At 38.9% G+C, this 22,094-nt stretch carries 29 protein-coding genes and 2 pseudogenes; 5 read left to right on the top strand and 26 right to left on the bottom strand.

Annotated features, from left to right (window positions below; all coding sequences use genetic code 11):
• Window positions 1-5: 5 nt before the first annotated feature.
• The 23 genes and pseudogenes from QZ289_RS06105 to QZ289_RS06215 form a co-directional block, all read right to left on the bottom strand.
• Window positions 6-563: a hypothetical protein gene (locus QZ289_RS06105; RefSeq protein WP_295700456.1), complete on the bottom strand. Its 558-nt coding sequence runs from the start codon at window positions 561-563 to the stop codon at window positions 6-8.
• On the bottom strand, window positions 557-1,195 hold the full coding sequence (locus QZ289_RS06110; RefSeq protein WP_295700459.1) for a galactoside O-acetyltransferase: 639 nt from the start codon (window positions 1,193-1,195) through the stop codon (window positions 557-559). The genes QZ289_RS06105 and QZ289_RS06110 overlap by 7 nt, the downstream gene beginning before the upstream one ends.
• Window positions 1,192-1,635, bottom strand: coding sequence for an SDR family NAD(P)-dependent oxidoreductase (locus QZ289_RS06115; protein ID WP_295700462.1), 444 nt, complete (start codon window positions 1,633-1,635; stop codon window positions 1,192-1,194). The genes QZ289_RS06110 and QZ289_RS06115 overlap by 4 nt, the downstream gene beginning before the upstream one ends.
• 85 nt (window positions 1,636-1,720) lie before the next feature.
• Entirely contained in the window at window positions 1,721-1,924 is a 204-nt protein-coding gene (locus QZ289_RS06120) for a hypothetical protein (RefSeq protein WP_295700464.1), read from the bottom strand.
• Window positions 1,925-1,956: 32 nt separating this feature from the next.
• Window positions 1,957-2,187, bottom strand: a complete 231-nt coding sequence (locus QZ289_RS06125; RefSeq protein ID WP_295700466.1) for an acyl carrier protein — start codon at window positions 2,185-2,187, stop codon at window positions 1,957-1,959.
• A 20-nt stretch (window positions 2,188-2,207) separates the two neighbouring features.
• Entirely contained in the window at window positions 2,208-3,296 is a 1,089-nt protein-coding gene (locus QZ289_RS06130) for a 3-oxoacyl-[acyl-carrier-protein] synthase III C-terminal domain-containing protein (protein ID WP_295700468.1), read from the bottom strand.
• Window positions 3,293-4,033 carry a galactoside O-acetyltransferase gene (locus tag QZ289_RS06135; RefSeq protein ID WP_295700471.1) on the bottom strand — a complete coding sequence of 247 codons (741 nt, stop codon included), beginning with the start codon at window positions 4,031-4,033 and terminating at the stop codon, window positions 3,293-3,295. The genes QZ289_RS06130 and QZ289_RS06135 overlap by 4 nt, the downstream gene beginning before the upstream one ends.
• A 12-nt stretch (window positions 4,034-4,045) precedes the next feature.
• Window positions 4,046-5,743, bottom strand: a complete 1,698-nt coding sequence (locus tag QZ289_RS06140) for an HAD-IIIC family phosphatase (protein WP_295700475.1) — start codon at window positions 5,741-5,743, stop codon at window positions 4,046-4,048.
• Window positions 5,744-5,771: 28 nt separating this feature from the next.
• Window positions 5,772-6,356 carry a VOC family protein gene (locus tag QZ289_RS06145; protein ID WP_295700478.1) on the bottom strand — a complete coding sequence of 195 codons (585 nt, stop codon included), beginning with the start codon at window positions 6,354-6,356 and terminating at the stop codon, window positions 5,772-5,774.
• Window positions 6,356-6,586, bottom strand: a complete 231-nt coding sequence (locus QZ289_RS06150) for an acyl carrier protein (protein ID WP_295700481.1) — start codon at window positions 6,584-6,586, stop codon at window positions 6,356-6,358. Before QZ289_RS06150 ends, QZ289_RS06145 begins: the two co-directional genes overlap by 1 nt.
• Window positions 6,587-6,670: 84 nt before the next feature.
• Window positions 6,671-7,630 carry a formyltransferase family protein gene (locus QZ289_RS06155; protein ID WP_295700484.1) on the bottom strand — a complete coding sequence of 320 codons (960 nt, stop codon included), beginning with the start codon at window positions 7,628-7,630 and terminating at the stop codon, window positions 6,671-6,673.
• Window positions 7,623-9,575, bottom strand: coding sequence for a formyltransferase family protein (locus QZ289_RS06160; RefSeq protein WP_295700487.1), 1,953 nt, complete (start codon window positions 9,573-9,575; stop codon window positions 7,623-7,625). The genes QZ289_RS06155 and QZ289_RS06160 overlap by 8 nt, the downstream gene beginning before the upstream one ends.
• 4 nt (window positions 9,576-9,579) lie before the next feature.
• On the bottom strand, window positions 9,580-10,281 hold the full coding sequence (locus QZ289_RS06165; RefSeq protein WP_295700488.1) for a bifunctional 2-polyprenyl-6-hydroxyphenol methylase/3-demethylubiquinol 3-O-methyltransferase UbiG: 702 nt from the start codon (window positions 10,279-10,281) through the stop codon (window positions 9,580-9,582).
• 123 nt (window positions 10,282-10,404) lie between these two features.
• Window positions 10,405-11,046, bottom strand: coding sequence for a NeuD/PglB/VioB family sugar acetyltransferase (locus QZ289_RS06170; protein ID WP_295700491.1), 642 nt, complete (start codon window positions 11,044-11,046; stop codon window positions 10,405-10,407).
• 1 nt (window position 11,047) lies between these two features.
• Window positions 11,048-12,232 carry a LegC family aminotransferase gene (locus tag QZ289_RS06175; protein WP_295700494.1) on the bottom strand — a complete coding sequence of 395 codons (1,185 nt, stop codon included), beginning with the start codon at window positions 12,230-12,232 and terminating at the stop codon, window positions 11,048-11,050.
• 59 nt (window positions 12,233-12,291) lie between these two features.
• Window positions 12,292-12,780, bottom strand: a complete 489-nt coding sequence (locus QZ289_RS06180) for a hypothetical protein (protein ID WP_295700496.1) — start codon at window positions 12,778-12,780, stop codon at window positions 12,292-12,294.
• Between the two features lie 34 nt (window positions 12,781-12,814).
• On the bottom strand, window positions 12,815-13,075 hold the full coding sequence (locus QZ289_RS06185) for a hypothetical protein (RefSeq protein WP_295700498.1): 261 nt from the start codon (window positions 13,073-13,075) through the stop codon (window positions 12,815-12,817).
• A gap of 259 nt (window positions 13,076-13,334) precedes the next feature.
• Window positions 13,335-13,588: pseudogene (locus QZ289_RS06190) on the bottom strand (glycosyltransferase family 2 protein); the annotation flags it as partial.
• Between the two features lie 15 nt (window positions 13,589-13,603).
• Window positions 13,604-13,876, bottom strand: coding sequence for an SPASM domain-containing protein (locus tag QZ289_RS06195; protein ID WP_295700499.1), 273 nt, complete (start codon window positions 13,874-13,876; stop codon window positions 13,604-13,606).
• A 70-nt stretch (window positions 13,877-13,946) separates the two neighbouring features.
• Complete coding sequence (locus QZ289_RS06200) at window positions 13,947-14,111, bottom strand: hypothetical protein (protein ID WP_295700502.1); 165 nt, start codon at window positions 14,109-14,111, stop codon at window positions 13,947-13,949.
• Between the two features lie 111 nt (window positions 14,112-14,222).
• Window positions 14,223-14,654 carry a radical SAM protein gene (locus QZ289_RS06205; RefSeq protein ID WP_295700504.1) on the bottom strand — a complete coding sequence of 144 codons (432 nt, stop codon included), beginning with the start codon at window positions 14,652-14,654 and terminating at the stop codon, window positions 14,223-14,225.
• A gap of 79 nt (window positions 14,655-14,733) precedes the next feature.
• On the bottom strand, window positions 14,734-15,738 hold the full coding sequence (locus QZ289_RS06210) for an NAD-dependent 4,6-dehydratase LegB (protein ID WP_295700506.1): 1,005 nt from the start codon (window positions 15,736-15,738) through the stop codon (window positions 14,734-14,736).
• A gap of 15 nt (window positions 15,739-15,753) precedes the next feature.
• Window positions 15,754-16,581, bottom strand: a complete 828-nt coding sequence (locus QZ289_RS06215; RefSeq protein ID WP_295700509.1) for a M23 family metallopeptidase — start codon at window positions 16,579-16,581, stop codon at window positions 15,754-15,756.
• 129 nt (window positions 16,582-16,710) lie between these two features.
• On the opposite strand from QZ289_RS06215, the gene rplU reads away from it, so the two are divergent.
• Both rplU and rpmA read left to right on the top strand, forming a co-directional pair.
• The gene (rplU, locus tag QZ289_RS06220; protein ID WP_295700511.1) at window positions 16,711-17,025 is read left to right on the top strand and encodes a 50S ribosomal protein L21; all 315 of its coding nucleotides are present in this window, start codon (window positions 16,711-16,713) and stop codon (window positions 17,023-17,025) included.
• Between the two features lie 12 nt (window positions 17,026-17,037).
• A complete protein-coding gene (rpmA, locus tag QZ289_RS06225) occupies window positions 17,038-17,295 on the top strand; it encodes a 50S ribosomal protein L27 (protein ID WP_034589087.1) in 258 nt (85 codons plus the stop codon).
• A gap of 243 nt (window positions 17,296-17,538) precedes the next feature.
• Here the strand turns inward: rpmA and QZ289_RS06230 are convergent.
• Window positions 17,539-17,673: pseudogene (locus tag QZ289_RS06230) on the bottom strand (glycosyltransferase family 2 protein); the annotation flags it as partial.
• Window positions 17,674-17,769: 96 nt separating this feature from the next.
• On the opposite strand from QZ289_RS06230, the gene obgE reads away from it, so the two are divergent.
• From obgE to QZ289_RS06245, 3 genes are all read left to right on the top strand, one after another.
• Window positions 17,770-18,813 (top strand): GTPase ObgE, encoded by a 1,044-nt coding sequence (obgE, locus tag QZ289_RS06235; RefSeq protein ID WP_295700519.1) that lies wholly within the window; start codon window positions 17,770-17,772, stop codon window positions 18,811-18,813.
• Between the two features lie 537 nt (window positions 18,814-19,350).
• Window positions 19,351-19,632, top strand: coding sequence for an outer membrane beta-barrel protein (locus QZ289_RS06240; RefSeq protein WP_295700521.1), 282 nt, complete (start codon window positions 19,351-19,353; stop codon window positions 19,630-19,632).
• Window positions 19,610-19,951, top strand: coding sequence for an outer membrane beta-barrel protein (locus tag QZ289_RS06245; protein ID WP_295700525.1), 342 nt, complete (start codon window positions 19,610-19,612; stop codon window positions 19,949-19,951). The genes QZ289_RS06240 and QZ289_RS06245 overlap by 23 nt, the downstream gene beginning before the upstream one ends.
• 56 nt (window positions 19,952-20,007) lie before the next feature.
• Here the strand turns inward: QZ289_RS06245 and QZ289_RS06250 are convergent, their stop codons facing one another.
• Window positions 20,008-20,319, bottom strand: coding sequence for a YbjQ family protein (locus QZ289_RS06250; protein WP_295700528.1), 312 nt, complete (start codon window positions 20,317-20,319; stop codon window positions 20,008-20,010).
• Window positions 20,320-20,328: 9 nt separating this feature from the next.
• Window positions 20,329-22,077, bottom strand: a complete 1,749-nt coding sequence (gene aspS / locus QZ289_RS06255) for an aspartate--tRNA ligase (RefSeq protein ID WP_295700531.1) — start codon at window positions 22,075-22,077, stop codon at window positions 20,329-20,331.
• Window positions 22,078-22,094: the final 17 nt, after the last annotated feature.

A 22,094-nucleotide genomic window follows, 5' to 3' on the forward strand; every position in this document is an offset into this window, starting at 1 on the left:
AAGCCCTAAAATATCACTAAAAAGCCCTTTTTGTCTTGTGTACGTGTAAGTGTGGCGTAATTATTATAGATTCTATCTTGCAAGTAGCCTATCATCACTTCTTTGCTTAAATCATCGCTTAAAAGATTATATGTGCTTTCAAATTCACTAAGATGGGATTTAAAAAAGGATTCAAATCCATTCGTGCAGCCGCTAATATAGCTCACATCACGAAAGGTATTCATAAAATATAAATGTTTGAAGCCATAGCTTTTTAAAAGCTGTGCTTTTGCCTTTACATCTGCCATAGCAATGATGATACATATATCTTTGCTTCCACTCCATTCTTCAATGGCTAAAATGGGCTTGCCTTTGTATGAATCTTGCTTGATAAAGGCTTTATTAGCAATGTGTCCTTTTATCTCAAGCCCCTCTTTATCGCAAAAATCTCTTACCATAGAGCCTAGAGAATGCCCTCCGTGTGTGCCACCAAAAAGATAAATATCTTTCTTTTGTGCCTTTAGTTGTGAGAGAATTGCATACGTATCGGGGTAAGTTTGTGTGCATATCATTTTTTCTAGCATAATTGCTCCTTTAGAGTTGAGTTTAATAAGATTGTCTCTTTATCTAAGACATTGTGTGAATCTATCTTGTAGATGGGCTTTGCTGGATTGCCATAATAGTAATGCCAAGCCTTAAATTTACGCCCCATATTAAGACTCATAGGTCCCAAACTCGCTCCTATACAAAAATGGCTTTGAGGTAAAATAAGACTATGACTTCCAATATGGCAATGCCGCTCTAGCTGGATATGTGAGGCTCTTACATTACGCAAGGTAAAAGGCACACAAGGACCTACAAGATAGCCTCCGGCAAAATCATCAGTAGTAGCAAAAATCTTACTATAACTACTCATACCGCAAAAATCCCCCATACTTACACTTGAATCTTTGCCATTTCCTCCTGTGATACTCGCATAAGCCCCAATATGCAAGAATCTTCCTAGGTGTATCGCTCCGCTTAAGATAACAAAATCATCAATACACACATAATCGCCAATGCTTATGAGGCTAGGGGTGTAGATTTGTGCTAGGCGAGAGATAAGGACGCATTTACCTAGGCTTTTAAAGCCAAAGGATTCTAATTCGCTTTGTGTGTAATGCCCATTGTTTCGCTGTGATTCCATAAGGGTAGTTTGCGTATGTGCTGCTTTCATAAGCTGCCCCCTCCATCAATTATAATATTTTGTCCAGTTATCCAAGTAGAATCTTCACTAAGGAGGAAGCATACTAAGGGCGTGATTTGCGATGGCTTACCAATGCCTAGCGGGTAAGACTTATCCATAGATTCTATATAATCTTTGTCATATATGCTACTCCAATTTTCTATCATTTCTGTCATTGTAAAGCCCGGACTTATGGCATTGATTCGATATTTAGGTGCGATCTCAAGAGCTAAGCTCCGCACACTTGCATTCACTCCTGCCTTAGACGCACTATAATTACATAAGCCCTTTTGTGCCTTGATACTTGCATTTGAGCTTATCCATATAAAACTCGCCCCTATATTGCTTTTTGCCCTCCTATCAAGTAAGCCTTTTATGAGCTGCAAATTGCCAAAATAGTTAATATTAAAAATTTCGAGCGCGTTCTCCACAGATAGCACCGCACCATCAAAGCTACCATATTCTTTAGCGAGATTTAAAGCCTATTTGTCCAACTCATAAAATTGACTAATATCCTTACTGATGGGGGATAAAAAGATGAGGATTGATAGCCTTTTTGCGCTTAGATTCTAATTTAGCGCTATCTCTCCCTATGGCAATGATTTTAGCACCAAGCGCATTAAGACTTAAGGCTATATCTGCGCCTATACCGCTACTGCCTCCACTTACCAAAAAGCATTTGTTTGCAAAACATTGAGGTTTAAAGATATGGCTATGCAAGATACTTGCTTGAGAATCTTGTGTAATTCATATTAATCCTCTAATTTATCTTTAGCAAGGGCTAAGAGGTCGGCTACATTTTTGCATTCTTTGAGGGCATTGCTTGTGAGGCTTATATGAAAGAGATGTTCGTATAAAGAGATAAGAGAGATGATAGCTAGGCTATCCCATTCCTCAAGTGAATCTAAGCTCATTTCAGGGCTTAAAGCCTCATCTCTTTGCATTGCATCGCTTAAGTGTGTTAAAAACTCTTGTGTAGTCATAATGTTCTCCTTGTGATGATTTATAAACAGCTATATAAGCCCACCTTTTGGGCTTTAAATCCACTTTTTAGGCTAATGATGGCATTTCTCCACGCTAGTCCCGCGCCAAACCCGGCTAAATGCACTTTAAGGTGAGAATCTAAGCCATTACTTGCTATTTCGTCTAATGTATCGCAAATAGTAGCAGGGACAGAGCAGCCGCTAAGATTGCCATATTTGTTTGTCGTGGTATTGGGGACTTTATCTTGAGGGAGCTTTAGAGTTCGGGCAATATTATCTACGATATATTTATTTGCTTGATGAAAGAAGAAGTAGTCTATGTCTTTAATGCTATACCCTGCATATTCAAAAAGTGAGTTAAAAGCTTTTGGTTCGCAGCTAATAGCAAAGCTAAAGATTGCCGCTCCATCCATATAGAGCTGCTTTAAATTTCTGCTTTCACTTATATCCCATACTTTAGATTCAGAGATAATCTCTCGTGTAGGCTTCCTACTCGCTCCATCTGGTATGATAAGTTTATAGAATCTGCTCCCATCACTTCCTAGCTCGAAATAGGCTTCTTGTGCTTCCTCTGTGTAGGTGAGCAGACTAGCACTCACTCCATCACCAATTACAGGAGCAAGATTAGAATCAAGGGGATTGACATAATGGCTTAGAGTATCACCACATAGAAGCAAGACATTTCGTGCAGCGCGTGATTGTATAAGGCTATGAGCGATATATAGCCCATAGATGTATCCCGCACAAGCTTGGTTTATATCAAAACACAGGCATTGTGTGCTTAGCCCTAGCTTTCCTTGGAGATAGCACGCACTTGCTGGGAGGATATAATCAGGCGTTTGGGTTACAAAAATGAGTGCATCAATATCTTTTTTAGCCATTTGCAAAGATTCTAAAAGTTGTATTGCTGCTAACTCGCCTATATCACTTGCAGTAATATGCGGCGGAGCGATATGGCGTGTTTGTAAGCCAATCACTTTTTTGATACGTTCTAAGGCTTTAATATCACCCTTATAGATAGTGTGAAGCTCGGAATCTATATTGATTACCTGATCTGGCACAAGTGTGTGGATTCCTATTAAAGAGACATTGCTAAAAGAGGCTTTCATACTGCCTCCTTTAAAGGGGTAGGGCAAGATACTGCAGAGGGCATTACCCTCCTTTGGGATAAGGAGTAGGTAGGGTAAATTAGAGTTTCTCTATCCCCCCCCCCCATTACATTCTTACTTGCTGCTATATCACGTAAAAATTGTGATTCTAGGGTTTGAATTTGCTTTGAATCGAGATTTTTCAGTAATCGTGCCGGTGAGCCAAAGTAATATCCATAGGCTTTAAGCGTAGTATCGCACACGAGACTTTGGGGTCCTAGGTTTGCCCCTATATTAAAAATCGTGCGTGGTAAAATAAGCGATATAGCCCCGATATGATTATGCCCGGGTAAATGGATATGACTAGCAATGATATGGCGATACTTTGCATCAACACAGGAATTTGATAGCACACTCCCGCTTAAATCATCACTTACACTTAAGATTCTGCTTCCTAATGAAAGGGAGCAAAAATCCCCCATACTCACACTTGAATCTCTGCCATTCCCTCCTGTAATGTTTGTATGTGCGGAAATATGGATAAATTGTCCTAAGCTTATAGCACCGCTTAAAATGGCAAAATCATCAATGCGGACACAATTACCAATACTCATACGTTCTGGCGCGTAGATTCTAGCTAAGCGAGAGATAAGCACATTATCACCTAAATATTTAAAGCCAAAAGATTCTAATTCCTTGCGTGTATAAAAGCTCGTATTGTATTGCGCTTTCATAATAGGGTTACTAAAAGATTCCATTGTAGCTACTCCTTATATGAGATGAATATGAAGCCCTTGCATATCGGGCTTAGTGATGGGTATGGAGATAATCTGTGCAGCCATAGGCTGTAAGTGTGTGTAATGCTCCTCGCTAAGATGTGCAAGTTGTGAAAGGGTTTGTAAAAATGGCGCATTGCGTTCACCCTTTTGATAATGTAAAAATACAGAATGGCTTGTAGATTCTCTCTTCTTAGAATCTTTAATGCTAGGACTTAGATTTTCTGCGATGAGGTAGAAGGCATAATTTAACATTAGAGTTTCTAAACGTCTCCCAAGTGCGCGACAGCTCACAACAATATCAATAATATGTATTTCTTTTTGTGCTTCTTTATACTCACCTATAATAATGCCAATAATCCCGCTATCGCTTAATCTATCGCTCATAGCGATACTTAGCACACAGAAATGTTTAGAATCTAGCCATTCTTGCACTTGAGGCAGTGTAGGTCGTGTGTATGAAGCGATAAACTGATTGGTTTTATTCATAAGCTCATAGATGCGTTGTGCGTGCTGTGTGTTATTAAGAGAAAAGCTAAGCGTGATAGCAAGATTCTCAAAGTATGTTTTTGTGTCAAGAGATTGCAAATTTTTGCGCTCAGTATTTGCTGCTATGTCATTAGCTCGTAAGCTATCTTCTTTATTTGTGTGGAGTTTAGTCATTTGAGGGAATAAAAAAAGTTTCCATAGCACATTTTGTGGGCTTAGGGCGTGAATATGTTTTGCCCCTATGTGCTTTATCGATTCAATCTCGGCAATATTATCATCAATAAAGAGTAGGGAATCTACCCCAATATTGAAGCTTTGAGCGATGTCTAAAAGATTTTCATATTTTGGCTTCCAATTTACCTGCGTGCTATCAAAATCATTCCACGACAAAGGGAAATCTTTTCGTGTGGAGAAAAGCTTATGTGCGTCTTTAGATTCATTTTTTGAGCATAGGGCGATGAGAAAGCCTTGCTTTTTGTATTCTAAAAGCTGCTTTTGTAGGGCAATATGTGATGATGTGAGTTGTAAAGAGTTGATACCATCTTCGCCTAAGATTCCACCATAAAGCGTATTGTCTAAATCGCAAACAATTGCCTTAAGAGTAGGCAGTGTGAGAGCGGGTATAAGCTTTAAGCCTAGAATCTGCGCTATGGCAAGACTTCTATAATTGCTTAATCGTGTGCCACTTATGCTTTCTTTGGCTTCATCAATGAGATTCTGATCTGGGGTGATGAACTGCTCTCTTTGGGTATAGAGGGCATAAAGAGAGAAGCAAAAAATATGCTGATTTTGCAGGGAGTGTATATCGTGTGAGTATTGAGATTCTAAGAGAGTGGCAAAAGTGCTATCATCAAGCAGGGCTATCATAATAGGAGCTTTAGTCAGGGTGCGTAATGCAAGGGAGCGTTCTTTAATGAAGTGCATAAAGGCTACATTATCTAAGTTGTAGCGGGTTTTATCAATATAGATGATTTCAAGGTCGGCATTGTGGGATTGAGATGCAAGAGATGAAAAACTAAGGCTATCATCATAATCGCTATAATGAAAATGTGCTTTTAAACCCGCATAATGTAAAAATGGTACGATAACGCTTTGTATTGGCTCAAAGGCGTGATTTCTATGGATATTGATATGTATGGATTGCAATGTTTCTAGCGGGATATGCTTGGCTAAAGAAAGGAGGGCAGTGCGCTTAAGCTCCATACTAAAATATCATATTGTGTCATTTGCATTATGTATCCTTTGGTTCAACAAGCTCTATTAAAAGGCGATTGGGGAGCATAATAAAGCAAAGTTTTGCGAAATATTCTGCTTCCATAGGGGGAATAAGCAAACGGGATTTACCATAAGCGATAGGTTTTTGCATAGCCTTAGGGAGGGTATTATTTATTTGCATATACCCCCCCCCCCCCACAGCATTACTACTAGCTGCTTTTTCATAAGATTCTATGCTGTGAGTGTGGGAATCTAAAGCATTATGAGATGAGAAATCATAATTAAGAATGCTTTGCATATCTAATTCTATGTTATGTGTCTCAAAGGCGATATGATAGAGCTTGTTATGCGTTTTGAGATAGTTATCAAGTCTTTTGCTGCTCTCTAAGTTTTCTAAGAGTTCAAATCTCCATTGAAATGCTAAAGAGGATTTGCAAGGATGAAGCGTCATAAATACGCCACGCACACCTTGTCTCTCATCACTAAAGGTAGCTTCTTGCGTGAATCCAAGTGATTGAAATATGCGCTTTTCGCTTTCAAGACTTTTTGTCGCTACACCAATGTGATGGATAGGGAGGTTAAGTAGAGGCAGTGATTGCATTAAAGGAGTTCCTTTACTTTATCAATCAATGCTTCTTGTGTGTTTAAGTCTGGCAAATCATCTGCCCCAAAAGCTATGCCAAACTCCTCTTCAATACTCATAATAATATCAATATGAGCAAGAGAAGTCCATTGCTCGCAATTTTGCATACTAATGGAGGTTTGCTCATTTATGGGCACTTCAAGTATGCTCTTTAAAATGGCATAGATTCTTTCATTTACGTTTTGCATAAAAACTCCTTGTGAAAAGATGAAGCTGGGTATAAAAAAATATGAGGTAGAGAAAAAGAAGGAAATAAGAGAGGGGAAAGAGTGTTACTGCCCCCCCCCCGCTAATTGCTGCGTATTTAAAAATCTATCGCCAAGCCTTGGTGTATAAGAAGATTCATAACGTGTAAGCGCGAGGGTAGAATCTTGTGTCTTTACAATAAGCGTTGGCATATCCTTTGAGTGTGCTATAACTCCTACGATAGCCCCGGGAGTAGCGATATATGAGGGGGCATTCTCTATAAGATGGGATTTAAAAATACGGATATTGATAATCTCATCTTGCTTTTTTATTTGGGCTAATGCCCCTAAATCTGGTGTATTAAGTGCGCGAATAAAGTTAAAAATATCTCTTGAAGGCTGATTCCATATAATCCACTTATCTCCTTTACACCTAGCGGGGCAGTAAAATCCAACTTGATGTATAGAATCTTGTGGAGTGGGCGAAGCAGTGCCATTATACAAAAGCATAAGTGCGTCAAATAATACTTCCGCACATTGTATATGAGCCGTATGCAAAAGAGTAGAATAATCATCTAAATCGCTGATAGGATAGCTACGTTGTAAAATAATATCTCCTGTATCAATGTCACTATCGATATAATGCACACTAATGCCAAATTCTTTTTCATCATTGATGAGCGCCCAATTTAAGATATTTCTCCCGCGATAGAATGGCAATTTGCCCGCGTGGCAATTGATAGTTTTAAGAGGAGGCAGAGAAATCAAAGGTTCTTTAAAAATTTGATTAAAACTCATTGAGACGAAAATATCACAGCAAAAAGGGGCGATTTGCTCCATAAAATCGTGTGAATTGATATTTTGCGTTTTGATATAGGGAATATGATATGTAAGTGCTAGATTTTCTAAGATGGTATCAGTGCTATTAAATCGAGGAACAATAAAGCAAATTTCAAAATATGGAGAGAGAATAAGCTTTTTAAGGGCGTTGTGCGCCCAGATTCCATCGGCAAAATATCCAATCTTAAGGGGAGTTAGCTCACGCATACTTCCTCCTCTTGGTAGGATAAAGCTTTACACGAGGAATATGTAAAAAAATATACTCTATCCCCCCCCCCCGCAGCTTTATGGCTGATGGTGTGTTAAATCGATAAGAGAGAAAAAAAGGCAGATGTTTTGTATCTGCACTTAGGTTTTGATAGGCGAGTTTGTCATAAATGTATCCTCCGATGTAAAAGGGACGAATCGAAGTGGCAAATTGCTTTTTAAAGGTAAAAAGCGAATCTGCGCTATCCTTGCTCCTCCCTCCTCCTAGGATACAAGTTTGAAGCCCTTTGCTATAAGCGATTTCAAAAAAAGCTTCAAAAAGCGCTCCCATCGCATTAAGATTGCTATCTAGGCTTAAAGGGGCATTCGCTCCTAAATGATAATAGCCACATAATTTATCAAACAAGAAAATTCCCATTGCCACAACCTCATTTTTATATCGTGCTTCAAGCATAATAGATTCTGGCATATCAAGCAGGGACTGAAAATAAGAGGGGCTAAAGAAATAGAAACTATCTGCGTTGTTGCGCTGCATAGTTTGAGTATAGAGAGTAATAAAAGTGTGTATATCACCACTTTGTCTAATATCAAGTAATGCTTGACTTTTGCGCAATTTGCCTTTTAGACGTGAGGAGTAATGCGCCCAACGTGTTTGTAAATGGGTGCTTACGATAACAATATCTTTTTCTTTAGTGAAAAAATCAAGCAATGGCGCAAAATATCGCGTGAGGGGAAGAAATGGGTGGAAACGTATAAATTCAGCGATAATGCCTAGTTCGTGTGCTTTTTGAGTTTGTGCTTTAAGCGCAGTGCTAAGAAATACTAAAGAAGAGGAATTACTCATATAGCCGCCATAACCATAAGGAGAGCTCATATCATAATAGGGTGTATGAGGGATAGGCTCTATAATGGCGGTGTTTGAGAAATACTGATTGTTTTGTGTGAAAGAGAATGTAAAAGGTTTTTTATGAGTATCAAGTAGAGATGACACATAAGCTTGAGAATGAAAGATAGGCGCTTGAGATATGTCTAGCTCTAAGGGAGTATCTTGAGGAGAGCTAAGGTTAAGGGGTATTTTAGAATCTTTCATATCCCCCCCCCCCGTTAGTTGCAAGAATCCTTCTTTTCGTTTGCAAAGTATGTGATTATCATAATGCAGCACTACATCATTGATAGCGGCTTGTTGGAAAGTGGATTCTAAAAAATCATTTTTGATGAGCATTGCTTCTATGAAGTGCAAAGATGGATTGTGCGCTAAATGCGTCATTTGATTAGGTTTAGCAAAAGCTTTTACGTTATTTATAATCTCTTGTGTGCTTTGGGTAGAAAAATTAAGTGATAAATCATCATCTTGTCGCGTGTAGTATGCTATGTTAGGCTTAGAATCTATATGGAGGGCATTTAAGGGCTTAAAGTCTCTTTTTAATGCGAGTAAAAATGCCTCTTTTTCGGCTAAAAAGCACATTTGATAGAGTAGGGATAATGGCGTGTTGAAGTCATTATATACAGGCACTTGCGAGATGACTGCTCCAGAATCAATCTCATCTGTCATAATATGGCAAGTAGCTCCACTTGGCTGTTTGTAGAGAATCGCGCCATTAATAGGATTCTTGCCCTTAAGATTGGGGAGAAGTGATGGGTGGCAATTCACAAAAGTATGATGTGGCTTAGCAAGTTGTGAAATAGGCAGAATATAGGGGCAGCCATTGCTTACAAGAATATCAAACTGAATAGATTCTATAAGTGATAAGAGCTCTTTTTTGTTAGAAAATTCATAATAGCAGGTTTTGTAAGGGGGGCTTAATGTTTGCTGCAATATTTGGGCTGCATAGCTTTTAGCTTGAATACATATTGTGAGGTTTAGGGTGTGTTCAAGCATAGCTTGTAATACCTCAAGGCGATTGCCTACAAAGAGAAAGTGCTTTGAGCGGATATTTTCTATCATTGAGTTATTTCCCTGTCTTTAGACCCTCGATGATAAAAAGACCATTAAGGAGTGTCCCCTCATCTAGAGTTTGCACCTCGTAGCTGCGCGTGATGTGGTAATTTGCTCCATTATAAAGTGTCTCTATATCTTCTTTTGTGCTGAATCTTACAATGCCGGTATCTGCATAGCAGTCTTGTGTAGGCTTACATAAATGATAGCCCAAGTCCTTATCTTCATCTAAACCAAATGTGCCAATAGATGGTGTAAGTGAAAAGAATCTTCCTCCTATTTTGAGCTTTTCTATGGCTTTGTGGATAATTTTCTGCGTTTTTTCAAAGTCATTACAACAGAGTGAAGCACTATCAATCCAAGCGTCAAAACTTTGAGGCTTAAAATTATCAAGTGCATAGAGGTAGTCTCCACATTGCATTGAATCTAAATAGGGCATTAAGCTCTCGCTTTCAAAACGTCTTATACACTGATTGATACCATTTTGTGCCCATTCTATACCACTTACGCTAAAGCCTTCCCTTGCCATATACCATATATTCGCCCCACCGCCAATGCCAAGCTTTAGGATTTTTATATCCTTACGATTTGGCACTTTGTAAAAATGTTTTGCAATAAAGCGGATAAGCGGCTCACTCGGGTATTTACCCCATTCTTTATTTTTAAACATTTCTTCCCACAGTGTTTGATTTTGCTGAATAGATAATTCATTCATACGGCTTTCCTTTGAGTTTGATAAGCAAAAGAAGCGAAATAAGATGTATTATGAGAAAAGAAAAAAGAAGTAGTATGATAGAGAGGGTTAGAATGATGGGTAAAAATAGAAAAAATGTTTAACTTATCCCCCCCCCCCGTTAGAAAAAATACCTTTTTTGTTTGTGAGATAATGAGATTCTAGAGGATTGTGATAGAGGAGCGAATAAGGAGGGATAGTAGTATTATGGGCTAAAATCATATTGCTTCCTAAAAAGCTCCCCTCACCAATATGACAACTACCATTTACAACGCTTGCCGTAGAGAGATGGCAAAAGTCATCTATATTGCAATCGTGCTCAACAAGGGCTTTTGAATTAATGATACAAGCCTTGCCGATAGAAGCATTAGAGTTAATAAGCGCGTGGTGCATAATGATACTGCCTTCCTTGATAGTTACATTTCTTGCCACATAGGCAAATGGCGAAATAATAGATGGCAGATGATAGCCAATTCTTTTAAGCTTTTGGTAAATGCGTAGGCGAGGGGAGGGTGTCTTAATCTGTCCGATGGCGATAAAGGCATACTGAATCGTACTAAAAAGTGTTTGTAAATCATCATCACTGCCAAGTATAGGATAGCCGAGCAAATGCGTAGAGCCATTTTGCAAGGCATTTTTATCGATGATTCCACAGATATGATATTTATTTTCCTGCTCGATAACATCAATACAAGCCCTTGCGTGTCCGCCACCACCGATGATGAGTATATAGGGTTTGTGAGGCATTTTAAGGCTTTGTGTGGATTCTAACACTACTAGGGAGATTTACAATACTTGCTTGTAGGGCTTTAGCATTTGTTAAATCATCGCTTTGACAATGTCTATATGCGCTGCATTCATTATTAAGCTTCCATATAGGACGTGCCATAATCCCCACCGCATTGCTCTGCTCTAAAAATTCATCACGCATTTTTTGAGAGGGAAGCCTTATGGCATTGAGCCAAAAGTTTGGTTGTGTGGAATCTCGAGCAGAAATAAACTCAATATTAGCTATGGAGCTAAAAAAAGATTTGTATGCTTGTGCAATATTATTTTTATCTGCTAAAAATGCAGGGAGTTGCTCTATTTGCGCTACACATAAAGCTGCGTTGAGATTTGGCAAACGATAGTTAAAGCCTAGCTCATCATGATTGTATTCATAGGGGTGGGGGATTTTAGCCGTTGTGGTGAGGTGTTTAAGACGTTTGGCAAGAGGTTCATCTTGTGTAAGAATCGCCCCACCACCACCACAAGTAATTGTCTTATTACCATTAAAGCTTAGGATTCCGCAGATTCCAATCACTCCTGTGTGGATTTTGTGTTGATTGTCTATAATATAGCTGCCTAAGCTTTCTGCAGCATCTTCAATAAGCAAAATATTCCACTCATCACAGATTGCTTTAATCTCTTGTATTCTTGCTGGGTGTCCAAAGGTGTGCATAGGCACGCAGGCTTTGAGAATCTTGCCACTTTTTTTATTGATAGTAGTCCCATCTTGTTGTTTGAAGGCATATTTTTGAAGAAAAGATTGAAGCGCAATGGGGGAGAGGCTCATACTCTCCATATCGACATCTATATACACAGGAGTAGCCCCCGTGTAAGCTATGGCATTGCTTGTAGCGATAAAGCTAAGAGGTTGGGTGATAACCTCACAAGTAGCATTTGCTCCTAGTGCATAAAGTGAAGCGTGTAAGGCTGATGTGCCATTAGTCGTAGCGATAGCATATTTGCTTCCACAAAAGGCAGCGATTTGCTCTTCAAAAGCATTTACAAATGCCCCTACACTTGATACGAAGCCACTTTCTATACATTCCATCAAATATTGCTTTTCATTCCCTTTAAAACGTGGCTCGTGGAGGGGGATAAAGCCTTCTGGCATAGTATAAAGCTCACGAATAAAGGCAAAAATATCTTTGAATGCTTGATTGCTCATTTTTGCAGAATCCTTATAAGTGATGTGTGGTATATATTGTAACACAATTTTTTAAGCTTTCACTCCCCCTGCTTCACATACGACTTCAACAAACGTAAAACTCTATATAATCGTGGATAAAAATAAGCAATCTGTGTATTGAAACTTATCTTTTGCATATAAGGTTCTAAAGGTTTTAATAAATCTCGTATATATTTTGGGTCAGATTCAAAACATATCCCTCCAAAGGCATATATAGCCCTCACTTGTAAAAATGCAATAAGCTTATCTCTAAGCTTTTTTTCATATTCGCTAAGATTTTTAGGAAAAGTATCTATAAAAGCTAAAAGCCCTAAACAAATATAGGTGCAAGAGTAGGCAAAATGATAATGTTTGATTTTGTAACGATTACAAAAAGTATAGGCAATATCGCTCATATAGTTTGGATATGGTTTGAGAGGGGTGTTTGTCTGTAAATTATGCTCGCTCGTAGAATATGTATGAAAACGATAGATACATAAAGGTTTTGTAGCGATTTTAATCTTTTGAGCCTTAGCAAATAAAATCATACCAAACAAAGCATCTTCACTTTGAATTTGCGGACTAAAAGCGCAAATAATCAAGAAGGCGAATATGAAACATTCCTTGATGCACCCACGAAAATCCTTCATAATGCTGCCATACATCAAGTGGGCTATATATTTTATCTATAGCTTCTGCTTGTGAAATATGTAAAGATTCTAAAAGTGAAGGATAGCTTAGAGATTCTATCCCGTCTTCATAGACATATTCTGTATCGTGCCATATCATATCACATTTACCAATGTGCTCTATACATAAAGCTATGCAATCTAATGTAAGCATATCATCAGCATCTACAAAATGAATATGTTTTATATCAGTAGGGGGATAAGAAGAATGAGAGAAGATAATACAGGAGTTGATACTATAATCAATAGGCTTAAGAGAATTTACATTATTCTTATGCCCCCCCCCCCATACATTCTAATGGCTTACCTGTAAGGTAGTTGATATTATTTGCACTTAAGGCATTATCTTTTAAAGAAGCTTTGAATACATAATAGCTTTGGTCTTGTATAAGGGGAGTAAGATAAAAGCCATCACTTATATATTCTATTCCTACATTTCTTGCACTTCCTTGTCCTCCATTACTCTTACATATAAAAGTGTAATGCGAGAATCTTTATAAAAATATTCCTTAGCTATTTCACAGCTTTTATCACTACTCCCATCATCTATTAAAATGATTTCTAGATTTGCATAGCTTTGATTTATTATAGAATCCAAGCAATCTTTTAAATATTCTTCTACATTATAGATTGGCACTATAATAGCGACTTTGTGGTTTGTATGCATAAGGGGATCCTTTGGCTATAAAAAGTTATCATTTGGGATTATAGCAGGTTTTATACCTTGTAATAGCTCATCAATACAGATATTATATGAGATAGCACGGCAATTTTCGCATTCACCTTTGGCAAATTTTTCGTGCAGACGTGCCATAAGGGCACTATGATTTGGAGCATTCCATAAGTCTTTGAATCTTGTTTGATTGAGATTCCCTAGAGAATATGTTTTATTACCAATAAGGGGTTGGCATAAATATACCTCACCATCATAGTTGATAAAGGCATTACTTCGCATTGCTATTGCATTGCAAATGATACTTTTTTGGAGTTTGGGGAGGTAGGAGCTACTATAATGTTTGATACCATTATTTTTTACGTTGATTAGATTTTGTCGTTGCGGGATTGATATTTGCTAAGCCTCTTTCAATTTGCTTTAATACATTATCCTTTTGCTCTTGGGTTAGGTCAATACGTCGTTTTTCATAATCCACCGCGGGGATAAAGATGATATAATCAAATCGCTTTTCCATAGCCTTTTGGTAAGTATTAAAAATTTCTTTATAGTTGATAGAGTTGATAACGCAACGCGCTCCTACGATGAGCTTAGAATCTTTGGTTTTGAGTTTGCTTGGGAGTTCAAATTACCCGGAGAAGTGATTTGAGCCGACAATTGCTTTGTATTGTTCCTCTTTTGTGGAATATACTGATACTGCGATGTAGTTAAATTGCCCTAAAAGTGGATAATGCTCAGGCTTTATGGCGACAGAATTTGTGATGAGTGCTACTTCAATATTTGCTTCAATAAGACTTTGTGCGTATGTATCCCATTTGCTTAATGTGGTTGGCTCTCCTCCACCAGAGAGATATACTGCTTTTGTACCTAGCTCTTTTAAGTCAGCGATGGTTTGGGTGATGATTTCGTGGCTTAGGCGGGATTTGTTTTGTCTTCTTTGTCCATAACTACAATGTATGCAGTTATAATTACAGCTTGCACACCAGTGAAATTCTACTGCAATAGGAGGAAGAGTATTTACTATCCCCCCCCATAGCAACTTTTGTGCTAATATACTCATAATGTGGAAGTATTTTTGCAGGATTTAAAAGTATAGAGAGATTAACTTGATTTTGTGATGAAAGCATAGAAACTCCTTTTTAGATATTGTAGATATTGGTTTTATATTTGGCAAGATTAGCGGGATTGCTAAACCAAGCAATAGTTTCCTCTAGCCCCTCTTTTAATGTATAAGCAGGGCTAAAGCCTGTAAGCTCTTTTATTTTAGCATTATCGCACCATAGACGGAATACCTCGCTTTTTTGTGGGCGTATTCTTTGAGAATCTGTAATAAACTCTATATCACTTTTCATTATCTCTTTGATGAGTAGCAATGTATCGTGTATGCTTATTTCGCTATTAGAGCCGATGTTTATAGTCTCTCCTATGGTGTTTTGTGCTAAAGAGAGTGCGATGAAACCACGACAGGTATCCTTGACATAGTTAAAATCGCGTGTTGGTGTGGTATCACCAAGCTTGATACTTTTAGCCCCACTGGCTATTTGAGTAATGATTGTTGGAATAACAGCCCTTGCACTTTGCCTAGGTCCATAAGTATTAAAAGGACGGGCGATTGTAAGTGGTAGAGAAAAGGCATTGTGAAAGCTCATAGCAATAGCGTCAGCCCCAATTTTGGTAGCTGAATATGGGCTTTGAGGTTGCAATGGGTGTTTTTCATCTATAGGAACATAGAGAGCTGTGCCATATACTTCGCTTGTGCTAGTGTGTATTATGCGTTTGACTTGAGATTCTAATGCAGCTTGGCAAATATTAAGAGTGCCTTTGATATTTGTATCGACATAGCTATCTGGTGCAGTATATGAATAAGGGATAGCAATAAGTGCTGCAAGATGAAAGATTATATCAATATCTTTACAGATATGTTTGCAAAAATGAGGGTCTCTTATATCCCCGCTAAGCACCTCAACAGAATCAAGGCATTCTATATCCTCAAGCCAACCCCACGAATTAAAGGAATTATAAAGGCTAAGGGCTTTTATATGGGCTTGATAAAATGGAGAGGTAGAATCTTGTGTTTGCTCATAAATAGCTTGTGTGAGATGTGAGCCGATAAAGCCATCAGCCCCAGTGATAAGTATTTGCATTGTTTTATCCTTACTTTAAAATAATCCATTGACTTGCTCGATGAAGTCCATCGCATCGACATTTGTGCCATTAATTACAATGCCAAAATGTAAATGCGCTCCACTTGCACGCCCTGTATCACCACTTTTAGCGATGATTTGCCCACGTTTGATTATATCTCCTTGCTTGACATTAAAATCGCTTAAATGAAAATATACGCTTACAAGTCCTTCTCCGTGGTCAATAGCAATGGTTTTACCTGAAAGATAGCGATCTTGCACGAGCGCTACTTTGCCATCATTACTTGCTTTAATGTCTGTGCCAATTTGAGCGCGGAAGTCTGTGCCTCCGTGATAGCTTTTAATCGTATTATTAAACACCCGCGCACTTCCATAAGGGCTAGTGATAACAGAATCTAGAGGTGCGATAAAGGGTTTATCCCATAATCTGCCCTTAGTGATAGCGCGATACACTTTCAGCATATCATTTCTTTCTTTCTCAATGCGATTTGCTACCTCTTGTGAATAGCTCACTTTATTCTGTGCTACGGTGATTTGCTCCTTTTTATATGGCTTTTGCAAAATGGTGATTTTTGCGACATTTTTGTTGTCGCTTTTGATAAATTTCACATCTTTGTCATAATAGCTAATCGGCACAAATGCGATAAACTCATCTGCTTTGCTCGGGTGGCTCATAAAATAGAGCAATTTTTTATCATAGGTGAGCGATGCAGGCTTATTCGCGTGATAAATAAAAGCCGTGCCATTATATGCGGTATTTTCAGCCAAAGACTCTTTAGCAGACACAAAAGACGCTATTCCCAAAAACAAAGCAATAAAAAGATATGTAAAAACCAAATGCATAACACCCCTTTAATAGAGTAAAAATTATTATGATAGATTATAGCAATTCAAAGCTTAGATTAAAGAATTTTAAGCTAAAATCGCGCTTTTGTTTCAATGCAAAAATACTTCAATTCATAAGGAAATGCAATGTATGCAATATTTAAGAATGGAGGCAAACAATACAAGGTCAGCGTTGGGAGCATTGTGCTGCTTGACAAAATGAGCCTTGAGCCAAAGTCAAAGGTTGAATTGAACGAAGTTTTAGCTATTGTCGATGGAGATAATGCACAGATTGGCACTCCGCTTGTGAAGGGTGCTAAGATTGAGGCGGAAATTATCAACGAGGGCAGGGGCAAAAAGGTCGTTACATTCAAAAAACGTAGAAGAAAAGACAGCAAGACAAAACGAGGCTTTAGACGCGATTTTACTCGTGTGAAGATTCTAAATATTATAGCAAAATAGCAAGGAGCGATTATGGCACATAAGAAAGGTCAGGGAAGCACTCAAAATAACCGCGATTCAGCCGGACGCCGTTTAGGTGTAAAAAAATTTGGCTCACAATTTGTTCGAGCGGGTAATATTATCATCCGCCAAAGAGGCACAAAAGTGCATCCGGGCGATAATGTAGGCTTAGGCAAGGATCATACCATTTATGCCTTGATTGATGGGATAGTGAAATTTCAGCAAAAAGATAAAAATCGCAAAAAAGTTTCTGTTATCCCCGCTTCGTAAGAAATGGTATTTAGGCTGGGGCGTATCTTTAACCCTAGCCTTATTTCCTTTTTCTTTCACTCCCCTTACCCCCTGCTTCACATACGACTTCAACAAACGTAAAACTCTATATAATCGTGGATAAAAATAAGCAATCTGTGTATTGAAACTTATCTTTTGCATATAAGGTTCTAAAGGTTTTAATAAATCTCGTATATATTTTGGGTCAGATTCAAAACATATCCCTCCAAAGGCATATATAGCACTACTCCCATCATCTATTAAAATGATTTCTAGATTTGCATAGCTTTGATTTATTATAGAATCCAAGCAATCTTTTAAATATTCTTCTACATTATAGATTGGCACTATAATAGCGACTTTGTGGTTTGTATGCATAGGGGGTCCTTAATCAAAATGTAGCGTATTGTATTCAATCCAAAATATTATTAGTGGATTCGTGCTAGTATTGTGAGTTTAATGCGAGGGTAGATAATGTTTGTAGATAGTGTAGATATTTTTATCGCTTCGGGTAAGGGTGGAGCGGGTGCAGTGAGCTTCCGTAGGGAAAAGTTTGTCATACATGGCGGTCCTGATGGCGGCGATGGCGGCGATGGCGGCGATGTGTATGTGGAGGTAGATAATAATACTGATACACTTTCAAAGTTCCGTGGTGCGCGGCATTATAAGGCGAAAAATGGGCAGCCCGGTCAGGGAAAACGTTGCAGTGGGAAAAGAGGCACGGATATTACGATTAAAGTGCCGCTTGGCACACAGATTCTTAACCATGAGAGCAAAGAGCTAATTGTTGATATGGATACTTTCCCTAAACGTGTGCGTTTGCTTAAGGGTGGCAAGGGTGGCTTGGGCAATGCGCATTTTAAAAACGCCACAAATCAAGCTCCTACTTACGCGCAAAGTGGTTTAGAGGGGGAGGAGAGGCATATACGATTAGAACTTAAGCTGATTGCTGATGTGGGGTTGGTAGGATTCCCAAATGTGGGGAAATCTACGCTTATTTCCGTGCTATCAAATGCAAAGCCAGAGGTGGCAAATTATGAATTTACCACGCTTGTGCCACATCTTGGCGTGGTTAGCATTGATGAATATAATGCGTTTGTAATGGCGGATATTCCGGGTATTATCGAGGGGGCAAGTGAGGGTAGGGGGCTAGGTATTGCATTTTTGAAGCATATTGAGCGCACGGGATTCTTACTTTTTGTGCTAGATGCGATGCGGGAGCAAAGTCTTAAGGAACAATGGGAGATTCTCTCTTTGGAGTTAAAAAAATTTTCTTCAATATTGGCTCAAAGAGCCTTTGGCATAGTGCTTTCAAAGAGTGATATACAGCATTTGGGCGAGGAGTTTAGAGATAAATTTTGTAAAGAATATGAGGAATTGCAGATATTTTTAGCCCATATAGGTAATCCGCAAAGCTTCCTCCTACCTATTTCGAGTTTGCAAAAGATGGGACTAAAAGAGCTTAAGTTTTACATTATGGAAGCGCTCAAAGATACAAAAAGAGGGATTCTAGCTTGATATAACGTTTTGGAATTTATTTTTAAGTAAAGATTAAAATCCCTTGAATTTAGCCTGTTAGAAGTATTTAGCGTGTATTAGGTTGTTTGTGAAATATCTTCTTTATATTTCTTTTTCTCTTTTGTATAGGGTAAAGAGCATTCTGTAGTAGGAAAATGAGAGCTAAAAGAAGAGCTCTTGTTCGCTTGTGTTGTGAGGGAAGGCTAAGAGCAATCTACATTCTATAAATGAGATACTGAATGAATACTGATGGAATTTTAGAGGTTTTTCGTGGGAATTTGTTTCAAATGCGTTTTTTGTATGACGCAATTACTATAAGTCTAGTGCTTTTGAGAGTTTTAGTAAGGATGAGGATAGATAAAAAATTGTTACACTTTGAATAAGGTGTAACAAAACCCCCTATTTTTAAGCAAAAATAGGGGGGGGGGGGGGGTAGAATGTTTAGGTATTTCGTTAAGAAATAGCCTATAGCAAAGGGAATGTGATGAAAAAAACATTATGTAAGTTCGGTTTTTGGCTTTGAGTTTAGCAGCCTCTATGGCTTCTGTAGCAATGGCAGAGGAGAGCGGTGCATTTTTTGGTGCGGGTATAGGGCACGGGTCGGCTTCTGCTAAAATTACCTCAAATGGCGTGATTATCGATGGTGATGGTAAAAGATATGGCGCGGGATTAAGCTTTGATGTTCTTGCTGGGTATAAGCAATTTTTCACTCAAAACTTTGGATTACGCTATTATGCAAATTTTACCTATGCGAGTTTTACAACTTATGAACGTTCAGGTGAAACTAATGCAATGAATGAATTATGGTGTGAATATTGATGCACTTTATAATTTTATCGATACAGGATATTCTAGTCTTGGAGCATTTTTGGGTGTAGGCGTAGGAGCAAATACTTGGAGCGGTGTGGTTGTAGATGAAATTGAAAACGTTGGGTTAAGCCCTAATAAAACGGGGCTTGATGTGTCTTTAAATGTCGGTTTGCGTAGTGTGATACATAAAAGACTGAGTTTAGAAGCCATCATAAGGGTGCCTCTCTTGTTGCACACGTTGTATTCAGGCAATGTTGAAAATAGCAAGATGGAGTTCGTAGGCTCTCGTGCCTATAATGTCGGCGCGAGGTATATTATTAACTTTTAATCAAGTATTTTCTATTTAAAGATGTCCCGTCCATAGTGGTATTTATGACGGGATATTTAATGAATCTTGATAGCTGTGCCATATACGAGCACTTCTGAAGTATTGCTCATCACCGATGAAGTAGCGTAGCGAACGCCAATAATGGCATTTGCCCCAAGATTACGCGCTTCCTCAATCATACGCGTGGTGGCTATATGCCTAGCATCATTAAGCATTTCAGTATAGCCTTTAATCTCCCCGCCTACAATGCCCTTAAGCCCTGCCATAATATCACGTCCTATGTGCTTTGATTGCACCATAGAGCCTTTGACAAGCCCGAGTGTTTGATAATTCTGTGAGGGTAGATAATCAACGCTATAAAGATTCATAACAATTCTTTATCCCATCTGTGTGATTTTCGTGCGTATGTGAAGCTCTTTGAGCTGCTCCTCACTTACAGGGCTTGGAGCGTTTGTAAGCGGACAAGTCGCCCTCTGCGTTTTGGGGAAGGCAATTACGTCACGTATGCTTTGTGCTTGAGTGATAAGCATAATAAGTCTATCAAAGCCAATAGCAATCCCCCCGTGAGGTGGCGCACCATAGCGCAGGGCTTCAAGCAAAAAGCCAAACTTTTCCTGTGCCTCTGCTTCATCTATCCCAAGCAGCTTAAAAACTTGTGTCTGTATAGAATCTTTATGGATTCTAATGCTCCCACCACCTAACTCAACGCCATTTAGCACGACATCATAGGCAATAGATTCTATCTCTTCCACATCATCTTTATTCAAATCCTTTGGCATAGTGAAAGGGTGGTGCAATGCCTTTGTCCTGTCATCCTCCTTTTCAAACATAGGAAAATCCACTACCCATAGAAATTTACGCAATTTTTCATCGATAAGCCCCATATCCGCACCGATTTTAAGCCGTAATCGCCCCATATAGTCCCACACGACTTTTTTCGCCCCCGCACCAAAGAATATAATATCCCCTATTTCCGCACCTACGCGCTTTAGTAGTGCGTTTAGGGCTTCTTGGCTAATAAACTTTACCAATGGTCCCTTACACTCATCAGGTTTCACTTGGATATATGCTAATCCCTTAGCACCAAATTTACGCACGAACTCCTCTGCCTCTCCCAAAGTCTTGCGTGAAAAGAAGTTATCCCCACCCTTGACACAAAGGGCTTTGATACGATTTTGCTTAGAATCTTTAGCGATATTTTGAAAGATAGGATTGCTTGATTCTATAAACAAATCTCCCACTTCTATAAGTGGTAACTCAAAGCGCAAATCGGGCTTATCGCTCCCATAAGATTCCATTGCCTCCGCATAAGGCATACGCATAAAGGGCGTTTGTATCTGCTCTCCACAAGCGGCAAAAATATCCTTAAGGAGCGTTTCTGCCATTGTGATGATGTCATTTTCCTCGCAAAAGCTCATTTCAATGTCAATTTGCGTAAATTCTGGCTGCCTATCCGCTCTCAAATCCTCATCTCTAAAGCAACGCGCGATTTGAAAATATCTATCAAAGCCGCTTACCATAAGGAGCTGCTTAAACAGCTGCGGACTTTGAGGCAGGGCATAAAACGCCCCCTGATGCACACGTGAAGGCACGAGATAGTCTCTTGCACCCTCTGGTGTAGCCTGCGTGAGTATAGGTGTCTCCACTTCTAAAAAGCCCATTTTGTGCAGACTATTCCGTGCGGCAATGGCGACATTAGAGCGGGTTTGAAAGATATGATAAGCCTTGCTTGAGCGCAAATCTAAATAGCGATATTTGAGCCTTAGCTCCTCATTCACGCTTTCATCGCCGATAGCTATGGGAGGGGTAGGGGATTTATTTTCTATCACAAGTGAGGAAAGCACGATTTCAATCTTGCCTGTTTTGAGCTTTGAATTCTCTAATCCTTCCCCTCTAGCTCGTATTTTGCCTCGTGCGATAAGCACATATTCATCACGCACACTTGAAGCGATATGATGTGTCTCACTGCTTGGGTCGCACACAAGCTGAACAATACCGCTTTTATCGCGCAAATCGATAAATACCACACCCCCGTGGTCGCGATATGTGTTACACCAGCCGCATACTTGCACCTCGGTGCCTATATGCTCCTCTCCTAAATCTGCGCATAAATGAGTTCTTAACATACTTTACCCTTGTAAAA

The sequence above is a fragment of the uncultured Helicobacter sp. genome, from assembly GCF_910577135.1.
In the GTDB taxonomy this organism is placed as follows: Bacteria; Campylobacterota; Campylobacteria; order Campylobacterales; family Helicobacteraceae; genus Helicobacter_C; species Helicobacter_C mastomyrinus.